This is a genomic window from Lutibacter agarilyticus (genome assembly GCF_900188235.1).
Taxonomy (GTDB): domain Bacteria; phylum Bacteroidota; class Bacteroidia; order Flavobacteriales; family Flavobacteriaceae; genus Lutibacter; species Lutibacter agarilyticus.
The window spans coordinates 119482-134354 of record NZ_FZNT01000003.1 but is presented as its reverse complement, the minus strand read 5'-3'; the positions used below and the strand labels follow the sequence as shown (position 1 = coordinate 134354).

General features: G+C 28.9%; 13 protein-coding genes. 7 read left to right on the top strand and 6 right to left on the bottom strand.

Annotated elements, in window-relative coordinates; all coding sequences use genetic code 11:
* Positions 1-149 precede the first annotated feature (149 nt).
* From CHB67_RS17340 to pyrR, 6 genes are all read right to left on the bottom strand, one after another.
* Positions 150-323, bottom strand: coding sequence for a LuxR C-terminal-related transcriptional regulator (locus tag CHB67_RS17340; RefSeq protein WP_245813435.1), 174 nt, complete (start codon positions 321-323; stop codon positions 150-152).
* 236 nt (positions 324-559) lie between these two features.
* Positions 560-1477 carry a ribonuclease Z gene (locus tag CHB67_RS05610; RefSeq protein WP_089380782.1) on the bottom strand — a complete coding sequence of 306 codons (918 nt, stop codon included), beginning with the start codon at positions 1475-1477 and terminating at the stop codon, positions 560-562.
* A complete protein-coding gene (locus CHB67_RS05605; protein WP_089380781.1) occupies positions 1474-1833 on the bottom strand; it encodes a T9SS type A sorting domain-containing protein in 360 nt (119 codons plus the stop codon). The genes CHB67_RS05610 and CHB67_RS05605 overlap by 4 nt, the downstream gene beginning before the upstream one ends.
* Positions 1834-1851: 18 nt before the next feature.
* Positions 1852-2184, bottom strand: a complete 333-nt coding sequence (locus CHB67_RS05600; RefSeq protein ID WP_089380780.1) for a hypothetical protein — start codon at positions 2182-2184, stop codon at positions 1852-1854.
* A gap of 6 nt (positions 2185-2190) precedes the next feature.
* On the bottom strand, positions 2191-3120 hold the full coding sequence (locus CHB67_RS05595; RefSeq protein WP_089380779.1) for an aspartate carbamoyltransferase catalytic subunit: 930 nt from the start codon (positions 3118-3120) through the stop codon (positions 2191-2193).
* A 4-nt stretch (positions 3121-3124) separates the two neighbouring features.
* Positions 3125-3664 (bottom strand): bifunctional pyr operon transcriptional regulator/uracil phosphoribosyltransferase PyrR, encoded by a 540-nt coding sequence (pyrR, locus tag CHB67_RS05590; protein WP_089381109.1) that lies wholly within the window; start codon positions 3662-3664, stop codon positions 3125-3127.
* Positions 3665-3852: 188 nt separating this feature from the next.
* On the opposite strand from pyrR, the gene CHB67_RS05585 reads away from it, so the two are divergent.
* The 7 genes from CHB67_RS05585 to CHB67_RS05555 all read left to right on the top strand — a co-directional run bounded on the left by CHB67_RS05585 (position 3853) and on the right by CHB67_RS05555 (position 14812).
* Positions 3853-5199 carry a tetratricopeptide repeat protein gene (locus tag CHB67_RS05585; RefSeq protein ID WP_245813433.1) on the top strand — a complete coding sequence of 449 codons (1347 nt, stop codon included), beginning with the start codon at positions 3853-3855 and terminating at the stop codon, positions 5197-5199.
* Positions 5200-5234: 35 nt separating this feature from the next.
* Positions 5235-6164, top strand: a complete 930-nt coding sequence (locus tag CHB67_RS05580) for a DUF368 domain-containing protein (protein ID WP_089380778.1) — start codon at positions 5235-5237, stop codon at positions 6162-6164.
* A 6-nt stretch (positions 6165-6170) separates the two neighbouring features.
* Positions 6171-7193, top strand: coding sequence for a DUF368 domain-containing protein (locus tag CHB67_RS05575; protein ID WP_089380777.1), 1023 nt, complete (start codon positions 6171-6173; stop codon positions 7191-7193).
* Entirely contained in the window at positions 7186-7932 is a 747-nt protein-coding gene (locus tag CHB67_RS05570; protein WP_089380776.1) for a shikimate dehydrogenase family protein, read from the top strand. The genes CHB67_RS05575 and CHB67_RS05570 overlap by 8 nt, the downstream gene beginning before the upstream one ends.
* Positions 7933-8052: 120 nt before the next feature.
* Positions 8053-9999 (top strand): DUF349 domain-containing protein, encoded by a 1947-nt coding sequence (locus CHB67_RS05565; protein ID WP_089380775.1) that lies wholly within the window; start codon positions 8053-8055, stop codon positions 9997-9999.
* Positions 10000-10186: 187 nt separating this feature from the next.
* A complete protein-coding gene (locus tag CHB67_RS05560) occupies positions 10187-11380 on the top strand; it encodes a serine hydrolase domain-containing protein (RefSeq protein WP_089380774.1) in 1194 nt (397 codons plus the stop codon).
* Between the two features lie 210 nt (positions 11381-11590).
* Positions 11591-14812, top strand: a complete 3222-nt coding sequence (locus tag CHB67_RS05555; RefSeq protein ID WP_089380773.1) for a PAS domain S-box protein — start codon at positions 11591-11593, stop codon at positions 14810-14812.
* Positions 14813-14873 lie beyond the last annotated feature (61 nt).

Here is a 14873-nt window from a genome sequence, read left to right as displayed (position 1 = left end):
TAAAATTTGAGATTGCATTTTGTATCTGCATTCGTTTATGATCTATCTTAAAAAATAGCTAATTTCCCCAATACGATTTTTATTTGTTAGTAATAAAATGGAAAAGTAGTAGATAATTAATTACCATGCAATACTCAATTTGAGTATTTTTAAAAGAGATCGATATTACTTTTAAAGTAACTGTGCAGTTCTCCTGTTGAAGTAAGATTGAATTTTTTTAAGATATTTCTCCTATGCGTATCAACAGTGTGTTTGCTAATATGGAGTTTTTCTGAAATTTTTGCTAACGTATTCAAAACCTTGAGATACTGTATTTGTAACACAAAAAAAGAGGTGTTAAACGGGTGAAAAAAATCTAATTCAATTAATTTTTTAATATGTTCTTCAATTTCTATCCCTTGATAGGTTTCAAAAAATTCATTGTAAATGGTATTTATGGCGCTATTTGTAAACTAGTATTTTGTTAAGTATATTTAAATATTCCAAAAAAAACATAATAGATTGCTTGAATTTTTGATACTTTAAAATTAAAAGGTGTTTTTGTTTATGAAAAAAAGAGTTAGTTTATGGTATATACCTTTCCTTCTTCAGCTAATAGCGTATTCTTAAAAATAGGTGTTGCTTCATTTAAAAAGGCTTCTTTATTTTTATAGCGACCACTGTAATGTCCAATGATTAATTGTTTAACAGTTGCCTCTTTTGCAATTTTTGCGGCTTGTTCTGCTGTTGAATGCATTGTGGTTGTAGCTAGGCTTTCTTTATCCTTTAAAAAAGTAGTTTCATGATATAAACAGGTTACATTTTTTATCTGCGGAATTATTTCAGGAAAATAACTAGTATCACTGCAAAAAGCATAACTTTTTGGAGGAGTTGGATCTAAAGTTAAGGTGTTGTTTTTTAGAAGTGTTCCATTTTTCAGAATAAAATCTCTACCGTTTTTTAAATTTTGATAATCACAAGTTTCAATTTCTGAGTATTGTAACACCTTATTCATATTTAATTTGCGTTCGCCTAATTTTTCTTTAAATAAAAAACCATTGGTATAAACTCTATGATTTAAAGGAATTGTATGAACTTCAACAGTTGCATCTTCAAAAATAAGTTCGGGTTTATTAGATGATAGTTCGTGAAATAATAAAGGGTAATGCGTCCAGGAATTTGAGAGTTTTAGTTGTAAAGTAATAATTTCTTTAATGCCTTTTGGACCGTATACATGCAATTCATTTTCACGATTTAAGAGTCTGAATGTAGAAACTAATCCCACCAAACCAAAAAAATGATCACCGTGTAAATGAGATATAAAAATATGTTTAATTTTTGAAAACTTAATGCTGTATTTTCGTAATTGAACTTGAGTTCCTTCTCCACAATCAATTAAAAAATGGTGGTTTTTTATTTCTAAAAACTGCGAAGTTGGATGTGCGTTTACCCTAGGTGTTGCAGAATGGCAGCCTAAAACAGTAAGTTTTAAACTCATTTAATAACCAATCTTTTTGAAATAACTTCAGTTTCACTATGTAAGGTATAAATATACATTCCTTTTGATATATTATTACGTTCAAAATAAATGGTGTTTATTCCAGTTTTACTGTTCACCTGTTCTTGAAAAACAATTTTTCCCAATAAACTTTTTACAGAAAAATTTATTAATTGTTTTTTTGAAGACTTAAAAGTTATTCGAGTATTTGTAACTAATGGATTTGGAGATGCTGAAACGGATGTTAAAGTAATTGAAGGTTCATTATTTTTAATAACCGTGATTCTTCTGTTATTTTGCTGCGCAAAACCAAAAGTTAAAAGGAATAAAAAGGTTAATAAAAGTAATTTTTTCATCAATAAGCTACTTGTGTTTTAAAATCCTAAATCTCGTTCAATCGCATCCATTTCTAATATGTCTACGGCTTCAGTAAATGTTGGTGTTACATTAATTTCATCCGGAATGTCATCAATATCAATACCTTGACAAATAATAACAAAACTTGTACCATTTTCTTTGTGAGTGGTACTTATATCCAAAAATAGGAATAAATCTTGAATTTTCGTGTTAATTTTTTCAGAAAAGTCGAGCAATAAATGTTCATTTTTAAATTCTGAGTACCGATTCATAAAATCTGTAAAGAAATCTTTAACAGAATCTTGTTCTGGTTTTATTTGAGTAAATTGTTTGTTTTTAGTAATATGCATTGGTTATTATCTTTGAATTTGTTCGGCTAATAAATAAATTACAGCCATTCTAACAGCAACACCATTTTCAACTTGATTTAAGATGATTGATTGATCTGAGTTTGCAACTTCACTAGTAATTTCAACCCCTCTGTTTATAGGTCCAGGGTGCATAATTACAATTTTTTTAGATAATGAATCTAATAACGGTTTGTTAATACCAAAAAGTTGCGCATACTCTCTTGTTGATGGGAAATAATTAATTGCCATGCGTTCATTTTGAACTCTTAAAACATTGGCAACATCACACCATTCCAAAGCTTTTTTAATATCGTATTCAACACCAACACCTAAGCTTTCAATATATTTTGGAATTAAAGTTTTTGGTCCGCAAACTTTTACTTCAGCACCTTGTAATTTTAAAGCATAAATATTTGAGAGTGCTACACGCGAATGTAAAATATCACCCACAATTACAACCTTTTTACCCGTTACGCTTCCTAGCTTTTCACGAATAGAGTACGAGTCTAATAATGCCTGTGTTGGATGTTCGTGTGTTCCGTCTCCAGCATTTACAATACGAGCATTTACGTGTTTTGATAAAAAATCACAAGCTCCAACATTAGGATGACGCATCACAATTAAATCAACTTTCATTGATAAAATATTGTTAGCAGTATCAATTAATGTTTCCCCTTTTTTTACAGAAGATTGACTGGCAGAAAAATTAATAATATCGGCTGATAAACGCTTTTCAGCCAATTCAAATGAAAGTTTTGTTCGGGTACTATTTTCAAAAAATAAATTGGCAATAGTAATATCTCGAAGCGAGGGAACTTTTTTAATTGGTCGGTTAATTACTTCTTTAAAATGATCGGCTGTTTCAAAAATTAAATTAATATCAGCTTCATTTATATGTTTTATACCTATTAGGTGTTTTACGCTTAACTGACTCATCTACTTAATTATTTATAATATATACGGTATCTTCACCATCTTTATCTTTCCAATTTACGGTTACTCTTTCTTGGTTAATCACATCAACCTGTCTACCTCTGTAATCTGGCTGAATAGGTAGGTGACGGCTAAACCTTCGATCAATTAGTACTAATAGTTCAATATCAGCAGGTCTTCCAAATGATTGAATTGCAGTTAATGCCGCACGAATACTTCTTCCTGAAAAGAGCACATCATCAATAAAAACAACATTTTTATCTTCAACAATAAAATTAATAGTTGTTTTATTGGCACCTAATGGTGCTTCACGTCGTCTAAAGTCATCTCTATAAAAAGTGATATCTAGTTGTCCAAATTCTATTTTCGGAATGTTGTAGTCGTTCTCTAATATAGCAACTAAGCGTTCAGCTAAAAAAGTACCTCTTGGCTGAATTCCAATAAGTACGGTGTTCTCAAAATTATGATGATTTTCAATTAACTGACAAGCCAATCGATGTAAAATAATATCAATTTCTTTTGAGTTAAGAAGTGTTTTTTTACTCATGGTAGTACCAAACATTGTTTGGAATACAAATATAAAGCATTTTGTTAATTAATATGTTAAAAACATTTAGAACTTATTTTAAAAATTATGAGTTGTTCTTGTACTTTTATACTCGTAGTAATTATTCAATTACATTTATGTCTTTAACTCCAAACGAAAATAACATACCGCTTACAAAATTCGAATCAATGCTAAAAACAAATAGCGTTTATTTTTTTGATTCTGTTGAATTTGAGGAGATTATACATTATTATATAGATTCTGGTAAAAATGCGTTGGCTAAAAAGGCAATTAAACTTGGTCTTAAACAACATCCAAACTCAATTATTTTAAAATTATTACAAGCCGAATTATTGATTTTTGATGATGAATTTGATGCTGCAGGAATATTATTGAGAGAAATTCAAGCCATTGAACCAACCAATGATGAGGTGTATGTGCAGCAAGCAAGTATTTTTTCAAAACGAGACAACCATAAAAAAGCCATTGATTTATTAACAATAGCTTTGGCATATACCGATGAAAAAGCAGATGTGTTGGCTATGATTGGTATGGAATATTTGTTTCTTGATGATTTTGATGAAGCACGGTTAAATTTTGCAAAATGCTTAGAAGTAGATTTTGAAGATTATTCTTCTCTATATAATGTAGTGTACTGTTTTGATATGGAAAGTAAACATCAAGAAGCAGTTGATTATTTAAATAAATATATAGACAAAGATCCATATAGTGAAGTTGCTTGGCATCAATTAGGAAGGCAATATTTTATTTTAGAACAATACGAAGAAGCTGCAAGAGCTTTTGATTATGCAATTGTTATTGATGAGTATTTTGTTGGTGCTTATTTAGAAAAGGCAAAAACCTTAGAAAAACTAAATCAATTTGAAGACGCTATTGAGAATTACAAAGCAACCTTAGAATTAGACGATGCTACAGCCTTTGTGTTTTTAAGAATTGGGGAATGTTATGAGAAATTAGAAATGTATTCTTTGGCCACTCAATTCTACAAGAAAGCAGTACACGAAGATCCTTTGTTAGATAAAGCTTGGATTGTTTTAACAAACCTAGTTTTAAAACAAAAAAAATACAATAAAGCCTTATTTTATGTAAATAAAGCCTTAGAAATTGACGAAAATAATACCTTGTATTGGCGTAAATATGCTGAAATTAATTTGAAATTGAACTATTTTGAAGAAGCTATAGAAGCTTTTCAGCGTTGTATTACTTTACAAGATTACGATATTGAAATTTGGGTAGGTTTGGCTGATGTACTGTGCTTTTTAGGTGATTATGAAGATGCTTTAACAAATTTGTTAAAAGCAAAAACATATTTTACCGACTTTGCCGAAATAGATTATAGATTAAGTGGTTTGTATTTTAAATTTAAAAATTTTGAAAAAGGGGCATTTTATTTAAAACAAGCTTTGGTAATAGATTTTGAATACCAAACAATATTTAAAGAATTATTTATAGAAGTATATCAAATGGAAAGTGTGCAGGATATAATAAATGAATTCAAAAAAACTTCCTCATAAAAATACTACATTTGTCTGACTAATTTTACAGACATATGCAATCAAGAAAATTAATAGATTACGTAATTATTTCATTGAAAGGAATGGCAATGGGAGCGGCAGATGTTGTGCCTGGAGTTTCTGGAGGAACAATTGCTTTTATTTCTGGTATTTATGAAGAATTACTTACTTCAATAAGTTCCGTAAATTTCACTACGCTAAAAATGTTAAAAAACCAAGGGCTTAGGGCTGCTTGGAGAGCAGTAAACGGGAATTTTTTATTTTCATTATTAGTCGGTATTTTTATTAGTATTTTATCATTAGCTAAGTTAATATCTTGGTTGTTAGAGAATAAACCTATTTTAGTTTGGTCATTCTTTTTTGGTTTGGTGTTGGCAAGCATCTTATACATTGGAAAACAAATTACCCGTTGGAATATTTTAACAATTGTATTTTTGTTAGTTGGAGCTGTTGTAGCCTATTATATTACAACCTTAGAGCCGTTGGTTTCAGCAAATTCATCACCTTTATTTATATTTTTAGCGGGGTCAATTGCAATTTGTGCTATGATTTTACCAGGTATTTCGGGGTCATTTATATTAGTGCTTTTAGGTGCTTATAAACCAGTTTTAGATGCAATACATGACAAGGATATAAAAATGTTAGGATTTCTAGCTGCTGGAGCTGTAGTAGGTTTGTTATCATTTTCAAAAGTTTTAAAGTGGCTGTTTGCACATTATAAAAATTTAACATTGGCAGTGCTAACAGGTTTTATTTTAGGTTCATTAAATAAAATTTGGCCTTGGAAAGAAACGCTCACTTGGCGCATAAATTCACACGGAGAAAATGTTCCTTTTAATGAACAAAGTATTTCTCCATTTTCATTTGATGGAAATCCTCAATTAATGGCCGCAATACTATTAAGTATTGTCGGTTTTGCTGTAATTATAATGTTAGAAAAAATAGCAAATCTTTCAAATAAATAAAAAGCAATGTCGAAAGAACGAAATTTATTTGATAAATTTTTCCTTTTTCTAAAGGGCCTTTCTATGGGAGCTGCAAACAAAGTTCCTGGAGTATCTGGAGGCACCGTTTCTTTTGTTTTAGGTTTTTATGAAGAAATGATTTATTCCTTCAAAAAAATAAATTACAAGGCTTTTTTATTGATAATTAATGGAAGATTTAAGAGTTTTTACAATTATGTAAACGGTACTTTTTTAATACTTGTTTTTGGAGGAAGTATGTTTAGTTACTTTTCAATTTCTTTGGTACTCGATTATTTGTTAAACAATTATGAATTGTATGTGTGGAGTTCTTTTTTTGGAATGATTTTGGGCTCAATTTATTATATTTCAAAAGATTTTAATGATTGGCGTTTTCAAAATATTATATCATTAGTTATTGGCGTTTCTTTGGGTTTGGCAATAAGTTTTATGAGTCCGGCAAAAGAGAATGATAACCTTTGGTTTGTTTTTATTTGCGGTATAATTGGGGTTTCAGGAATGACTTTACCCGGCCTATCCGGGTCCTTTATTTTGATATTGTTAGGTAATTATATGCTTTTATTGGTTGATTCTGTAACGGTTTTATTGCAAACATTGACACAAGTAGTCACGGGAGATTTTAGTTTTATAGACAATGTAGAACAATTACGTTATTTAAAAATAATAGTAACATTTACCGCAGGTTCAGCGTTTGGTTTGGTGGTTATATCTCATATTTTAGGATATGTTTTAAAAAGGTGGCATCAAATTGTAACCGCCGCAATAATTGGTTTTATAGCTGGTTCTTTGGGCATAGTTTGGCCTTGGAAAAAAGAAATTTATAAAATTGAAAACGGTAAAGCATTGTTTGATGCTAGGGGAAATAACATTATTGAAAATTACACACGTTATTTTCCAGACTTTACACAAAATGAAACTTGGATTGCTATACTTTTTATAGTAATTGGTTTAGGAATTATTTTGTTATTAGATACATACGGTACAGAACGAAAAGAATATATAGATGAGTAATAGAACTAAATTTGGCTTATTAGGAAAAAATATTTCCTATTCATTTTCTAGAAAATATTTTTCTGAAAAATTTGAAAAACTTGGATTGAAAGAGTATAAGTATGGTAATTTTGATATTCCTGAAATTGAAGAATTTCCATTTTTGTTATACCATAGAGAGGATGAGTACAGGGGAATAAATGTTACAATTCCTTATAAAGAAGCTGTAATGCGATACTTAGATGCTATTGATGAAGATGCAAAAAAAATTGGAGCTGTAAATACCATTAAAGTAACCGATGATAATAAATTAGTAGGTTATAATACAGATTATTATGGATTTCAAAAATCCATAGAACCATTTATCAAGGAGCATCATAAAAATGCACTCATTTTAGGAACCGGTGGTGCCTCAAAAGCAATTGCGTATGCTTTAAAAAAAATGAATATTGACTATAAATTTGTTTCAAGAAAAGTAGATGAAAACATGTTTTTATATTCAGCATTAAATGAAGAAATTTTAGAAAAACATACCATAGTTGTTAATTGTACACCTATTGGAACACATCCAAATATTGATGAATGTCCAAATATACCATTTCAATTTATAACAGAAAAACATTTATTTTTCGACTTAATTTACAATCCTGAAGAAACTAAATTTTTAAGTGAAGCAAAAAAACGAGGTGCAGCAGTTAAGAATGGTTTTGAAATGCTTCAGTTGCAAGCAGAGAAGTCATGGGAAATATGGAATTCGTAAAAAGTATTTTACAAATTCACGCAACTTTTATTAATAATCATCATCTTATAAAGAAGTAGAATTAGTACTAAAATATATTACTAATTTTAATTAATTTTAACGAACCTTAAACATTCTAATATGTTAGACCAAGAGCATAAATTACCGATGGAAGATAGCACTTCATCTTCTGAAGAAGTAAAAAGTACTACTGATAATTCTGAATTAAAAGAAGAAATAAAGAAAATTGAAGCACCAGCTGAAGTTAAAAAAATAGCAACTACTGAAATAAAGTTATTAGAAAACAAAGCAATTGAAGAAATTGAAGATAAAATTGCTGAAAGTTCTGAAAAAGTAGAGCACACTTCAATTGAATTGATTGATTATAGCAAATTTAGTTTAGAAGAATTAGTAGCTGAGTTAGGGAAATTAATTCACGGTAACGAGGTTCAAAGTATAAATACGAATGTAAATAACATTAAAACTATTTTTAATGTTGAATTTGGAAAGTTATTAAAGCAAGAAAAAGAAAAGTTTTTAATTGAAGGTGGTGATATTGTTGATTTTCAATATAGTAATCCGTTAAAATCTACTTATAATAGTTATTTGTACGATTATAAAGTGAAGCGAAATGAGTTTTTTGCAAATCAAGAAAAGCAATTAAATGATAATTTAGAAGCTAAACTTGAGATTATTGAAGATTTAAAAAGATTAGTAGATAACTCTGATGATGGTGGAGTTATGTATAAAAACTTCAAAGAAATTCAAACAAAATGGCAACAAACGGGGCCAGTTCCAAGAGCAAAATACAATGATATTTGGAGAACATACCATCACCATGTTGAGCGTTTTTACGATTTATTACATATAAGTAATGATTTACGTGAACTAGATTTTAAACACAATTTAGAAGAAAAACTAAAATTAGTTGCTCAAGCTGAAATATTGGCTGATTCTGAGGATATTAACCAAGCATTTAAAGAATTGCAAGTGTTGCATAAACTTTGGAAAGAAGAAGTTGGTCCTGTAGCAAGAGAATATAGAGATGAGGTTTGGGAACGTTTTAGCGCTGCAACAAAAAAAGTACACGATAAACGTCATGATTTTTTCAAGGATTTGAAGTCTAAATACGAGGAGAATATCGATAAAAAATTAGCAGTAATAAATGAAATTGAAGCAGTTGATACTTCAAAAAACACCTCAAGAAACGATTGGCAAAAAAGTATCAATGAAATAGAAGCTTTAAGAGCCAAGTTTTTTGCCGTTGGTCAAGTGCCAAGAGGAAAAAGTGATAAAATTTGGGCAAAATTTAAAGATGCCACTAAAAATTTTAATAATGAAAAAAACAAGTTTTTTAAAGATGTAAAGAAAGATCATCTAGAAAACTTAAATAAAAAGAAACTTCTTATTGAGGAAGCAATAGCTTTAAAAGACAGTGATGACTGGGAGTCAGCAACGGAAGTGATGAAAAAAATTCAATCTGATTGGAAGAAAATTGGACATGTGCCAAGAAAATATTCTGATAAACTTTGGAAAGAATTTAAAGATGCGTGTAATCATTATTTTGATAGATTGCATAAAAAACAAGAAGAAGGAAATCAACTTGAATTAGGTGTTTTTACAAAAAAGAAAGCGTTGTTAAAAACAATCAAAGAGCAGTTTGAAACCGAAAAAACGATGACGTTAGATAAGTTAAATACGTATATTTCGGAATGGAGAGAGTTAGGTAGGGTTCCATATGATATGAGACATATTGAAATGAAATTCAATAAGTTATTAGATAAAATTGTTAGCAATAGTGATATTGATCAAAGTGAAATGGAAATGATTAAATTTACTAATTTGGTGAACAGTTATCTTGAACAAAAAAATTATAGAAAAATAGATTCAGAGCAATTATTTGTTAGAAAAAAGATTGATGAGTCTGTTCGTGAAATCCAACAATTGGAAAATAATATTGGTTTTATTTCAAACGTAAGTGATGACAATCCGTTGGTTAAAAATGTACACGAACAAATAAATACTATTAAAGAGAAATTAACAATCTGGAAAACCAAACTTAAATACCTAAGAGAATTAGAGTATTAAATAAAAGAAAGCCTGCTAATGCAGGCTTTTTTATTTAAAAGAAGTAATCTTTTGAAAATAGAAAAGCATAATTATTAAAGGATTAGAGAATATAGAGTAAGCTAAAATTTACGTTAAAATTGCTCTAGTCTTTTGATAATATAAAATTGATTATTAATTTGCGTGTTTAAAAGCTCCAAAGCCTCATTTGAAAAAATATATAAAATATTCCGCACTCATTCTTATACTGCTTTTAAGTAGTTTTATTTTTGTAGCCAATTCTAATTCTTCAACAAGTAAGGATGAGCTATTATTAGTCAAAAAAGAAGTAATAGTTGAAGCATCTTCAAAAAATGTAGTAGAACGATTTTCAGAAACAGAAACAAAAAAAGTTAGCCATAAATTAGATTCGTTATTGCAAAGAATTAATAAAAGACATGATTTTCATGGATCATTATTAGTCGCAAAAAACGGTAAAATTTTATATGAAAATCAAATAGGGTATGCTGATTTTAAAAAGAAGGAACCATTAAACGAAGCTTCGTTGTTTCAACTTGCTTCAGTAAGTAAACAATTTACAGCGGCAGCAATTATGTTGTTGTACGAAAGAAACCAATTGCAACTTACAGACACGGTAAATAAATATTTCCCAAATTTTCCATATAAAAATGTAACCATTAAAAATTTGTTAAATCATACTGCCGGATTGCCAAAATATTTTTGGGTTGCTGAACATAAATGGCAACAAGAAAAGGCTCCAACAAATAGCGAAATGATGGAGTTGTTGTCAACAAGTAATGTGCAACGATATTTTAAGCCTGGCCGCAATTTTGATTATTCAAACACGGGTTATTTTGTGTTGGCTTCTATAGTAGAAAAAGTATCGGGAACTATTTTTAGCACATTTGTAAAAAAAAATATTTTTGATCCACTTGATATGAAAGATTCTTTTGTGTACAGTTATGAAAATGACAGTATTAAAAGAAATCAATTAACGGGTTATAGGTTATATAGAGGTTGGAGACACCTAAAAATTAAGAGTACTGTAAATGATGCTGTTGTAGGAGATAAAAATGTGTATGCTACTAGCGAAGATTTATTTAAATGGACTGTTGGACTTAATAACGGGAAGATCCTTTCCAAGGAATCTTTAGAATTAATGTATTCAAAAGGGGAAACAATTTATGGTAGAAAAATTCCTTATGGTTTTGGATTTAGAATTAATTCAAAAAATGAAAACACCATTTATCATCACGGAAAATGGAATGGCTTTAGTACAGGTTTAACGCAATACCCTGAAGATGATTTAGTGGTTATTGTTTTAGAACACACAAGTTACAATGCTATGACTTCTTTAAATAAAAAAGTAAAGAAAATTGTATCTGAAAATTTTGGAGTCTAAAATTGTTTACTTCAAATTAATTAAAGCTCTATTTATTTAACAACCAAATTTTTAAGGTGCTAGTTAATACATTCTTTTTTTTAATGAAATAAATTTGGTAACTTTAAGGATAATAAATTTGCTTTTGAATAAAGCTTGCCAAATTTTACACTTATTTTTCTAAGCCTGTTCATTTAATCATTTAAAATACTAATTTTTAGACGTGTTTCTATGAAAACAGAGAAAAACGAATTAAAAAGTGAATACAATGATAGTGATAAAATATTTAAAGAAATATTTTACGGTTTAACTTCAGCATTTGCATTGTGTGAACTCCTTTTTGATAAAACAGGAAAACCAAGCGATTATCGTTTTATTAAACTAAATGCTGCATTTGAAAAACACACAGGGTTAAAAATTAACCAAACAATTGGTAAAACTGTTCGTGAAATTTATCCTGATGTTGAGCCGTTTTGGATTGATAAATATAGCGATGTTGTTCTTAATAAAAAAACAGTCCAATTTGTTGATTATAATCACAATACAAAAAAATACTTCAAAGTAAATGCATTTTCTCCTTCAGAAAATAAATTTGTAATGGCTTTGGAAGATATTTCAAATGAAAAGAGGTTAGAAGATGAAATCAAAAAACAGGACAGTTTTCAAGACTCTTTACTTAAATCCTTTTCAGATATAATTTATATCTACGATATTCAACAAAATAAAAATATTTATGTAAATAATCCTATTGAAAAGATTCTTGGTTATGCACCAGAGGAAATAAAGAATATCCCAAATGTTATTTCATATCTGATGCATCCTGATGATTTTATAAATTATTGTGAACATATAATTCCGAGATATCAAACAGCAGCGGATGATGATTTAATTGACCATGAATTTCGTATGAAATCAAAAAAAGGCGGTTGGGTTTGGTTATATTCACGAGAATCCATTTATAAAAGAGATGAAAATGGCATTCCGCTACAAATTTTCGGACTTATTATTGATATCACAGAAAAGAAACAACTTGAAAATAAACTAGAAAAAGCAAGATTGCTTTTAAAAGATACCGGTAAGTTAGGTAAAATTGGCGGTTGGGAATTAGACTTAATTACAGGAGAAACATTTTTAACAGAAGAAACTTACAAGCTTTATGAGTTATCTTTAAATACAAAGTTATCAATAGAAGATGGTATAAAGTATTATCCACTAAAGAATCGTCCAATTATTAGAAACTTAGTTAATAAGGCTATTGAAAATGGAGAGTCTTATAAGTTTGAATCTCTGCTTACTACAGCAAAGGGAAACAATATTTATATTAGAACACAAGGAAAAGTGTATTTTGAAAATGGTATGCCTGTGCGCTTGTATGGAACAATTCAGGATATTACAGAGAGTAAAAAGTTATTAAGCGAAACTAAAAAATTGTCAACAGCCCTAGAGCAAAGTCCTAATTCAATTGTTATAACAGATTTAAAAGGAAATATTGAATATACCAATCCTAAATTTACCGAAATCACAGGGTATTCTGCTGAAGAAGTACTTGGTAAAAATCCACGAATTTTAAACTCAGGAAATGAAACTAAGGCTTATTATTCCAACTTGTGGGAAACTATTTTAGCAGGGAATGTATGGACAGGTGAACTAGAAAACAAAACAAAAAGCGGATTGCTATTTTGGGAAGAAGCAAGTATAACACCTATAAAAAATGAAGATGGAGAACCTGTTAATTATTTAGCAATAAAAAAAGATATTACTACGTTAAAGAAAGCTTCAATAAAATTAAAAAAACAAAACAAGGAACTACTTCAATTAGGTAATGAATTGTCTATAAAAAATAACTTGCTCATTGAAACTAAAAATAAATTCCAAAATTTATTTGAGAAAAGTCCGGTTTCAATTTGGGAACAAGATTTCTCAGAAGTTATGATACTTTTAAATAAAAAGAAAGCAGAAGTTAAAGATTTAACGGCCTATATAAATGATAATTTTTCGTTTGTTAAAGAATGTATTTCAAAAATTAAAATATTAAATGTAAATGAGAAAACACTCGATTTAATAGGTGTTAAAAACGTTGAAGAGTTAACAAAACATATTAGAAAAACAAATACTGAAAAAGCATTTTCTACTTTAAAAGATGAATTATTGTCTATTGCTTCAGGTGAAAAAGACTTTTTTAGTGAAACCGAATTTATAAAAACAGACGGTTCTACGATTTATGTAATTATACGTTCTACCATGCTTAATGAATTTGGTAAAAATATTGCTTCAATAGTTGATATTACAGCCAGAAAAAAGGGAGAAGAAGACTTGGTAAAAGCTAAAGAAAAAGCAGAAGAAAGCGATATGTTGAAAACAGAGTTTATAAATAATATGTCTCATGAGATTAGAACCCCAATGAATGGTATTTTAGGATTTTCAGACTTATTAAGTAATACGGATTTAACAACTCAAAAACGTAATAATTTTATTAGAATAATTCAAAGCAGTGGTCGCCAATTATTACATATTATAGATGATATTTTGGAAATTTCCAAATTAGGAACCAAACAGGTAAAAGTCCAGGAAACAGAGGTTTGTTTAAATGATGTTTTAATGGAACTGTTTTCAATTTTTGAAAGTAAAGCTAAAGAAAGCGCTATACCATTGTATTTTAAAAAACAACTAACCGATGAACAAAGTACTATTTTAACCGATAAATTAAAACTAAATAAAGTACTTGGCAACTTACTTGAAAATGCCTTAAAATATACAAATGAAGGTTTTGTAGAGTTTGGGTATCAACTTATTGATACCGAAATTGAATTATTTGTAAAAGATACTGGTATTGGAATAAATAAAGAAAATCATGCTAAGATTTTTGAACGTTTTGCTCAAGAGGAAAAAAACTTATCAAGTAAAACAGGAGGATTAGGTTTAGGCTTATCAATAGCTAAAGAAAATGCAGAATTATTAGGCGGTAACATACGGTTGAAGTCTGAAAAAAATGAAGGCTCAACTTTTTTTGTTACAATTCCGTACAAGCCAGTATTTACAAGTGTGACTCTTAAAGATACGGATGAAGCTACAGACCATAAGTGTGTTATTTTAATAGCAGAAGACGAGGAAGTTAATTTCTTGTATCTTGATACTCTTTTAAAAGGTATAATCCCTGAAAATTGTGAAATTCTTCATGCTAAAAATGGGAGTGATGCAGTTGAAGCTTGTAAATTTAATAATTCCATAAATTTAGTTTTTATGGATTTAAAAATGCCAGTATTAAACGGTTATGAGGCAACAAAACAAATTAAACAGATTTCACCTAATTTAATTGTCATAGCTCAAACAGCTTATGTTACAAAGAACGAACATGACCAAGCTACTTTGGCAGGATGTGAAGCTGTTATTTCAAAACCTATAACAAGTGAGGTTGTTAAATCAATTCTTCAAAAATATTTTAATAAAATATAAATACGTTGTTAATTTGATCTGTATTAAAATAAGATGCTTTTTTTAGAAATAGTAAAAATTA

What these genes read in the sequence shown, in the direction of transcription:
- CHB67_RS05610 (WP_089380782.1), bottom strand. Translation starts at nt 1,477, where the DNA reads ATGAGTTTAAAACTTACTGTTTTAGGCTGCCATTCTGCAACACCTAGG.
- CHB67_RS05605 (WP_089380781.1), bottom strand. Translation starts at nt 1,833, where the DNA reads ATGAAAAAATTACTTTTATTAACCTTTTTATTCCTTTTAACTTTTGGT.
- CHB67_RS05600 (WP_089380780.1), bottom strand. Translation starts at nt 2,184, where the DNA reads ATGCATATTACTAAAAACAAACAATTTACTCAAATAAAACCAGAACAA.
- CHB67_RS05595 (WP_089380779.1), bottom strand. Translation starts at nt 3,120, where the DNA reads ATGAGTCAGTTAAGCGTAAAACACCTAATAGGTATAAAACATATAAAT.
- pyrR (WP_089381109.1), bottom strand. Translation starts at nt 3,664, where the DNA reads ATGAGTAAAAAAACACTTCTTAACTCAAAAGAAATTGATATTATTTTA.
- CHB67_RS05585 (WP_245813433.1), top strand. Translation starts at nt 3,853, where the DNA reads ATGCTAAAAACAAATAGCGTTTATTTTTTTGATTCTGTTGAATTTGAG.
- CHB67_RS05580 (WP_089380778.1), top strand. Translation starts at nt 5,235, where the DNA reads ATGCAATCAAGAAAATTAATAGATTACGTAATTATTTCATTGAAAGGA.
- CHB67_RS05575 (WP_089380777.1), top strand. Translation starts at nt 6,171, where the DNA reads ATGTCGAAAGAACGAAATTTATTTGATAAATTTTTCCTTTTTCTAAAG.
- CHB67_RS05570 (WP_089380776.1), top strand. Translation starts at nt 7,186, where the DNA reads ATGAGTAATAGAACTAAATTTGGCTTATTAGGAAAAAATATTTCCTAT.
- CHB67_RS05565 (WP_089380775.1), top strand. Translation starts at nt 8,053, where the DNA reads ATGTTAGACCAAGAGCATAAATTACCGATGGAAGATAGCACTTCATCT.
- CHB67_RS05555 (WP_089380773.1), top strand. Translation starts at nt 11,591, where the DNA reads ATGAAAACAGAGAAAAACGAATTAAAAAGTGAATACAATGATAGTGAT.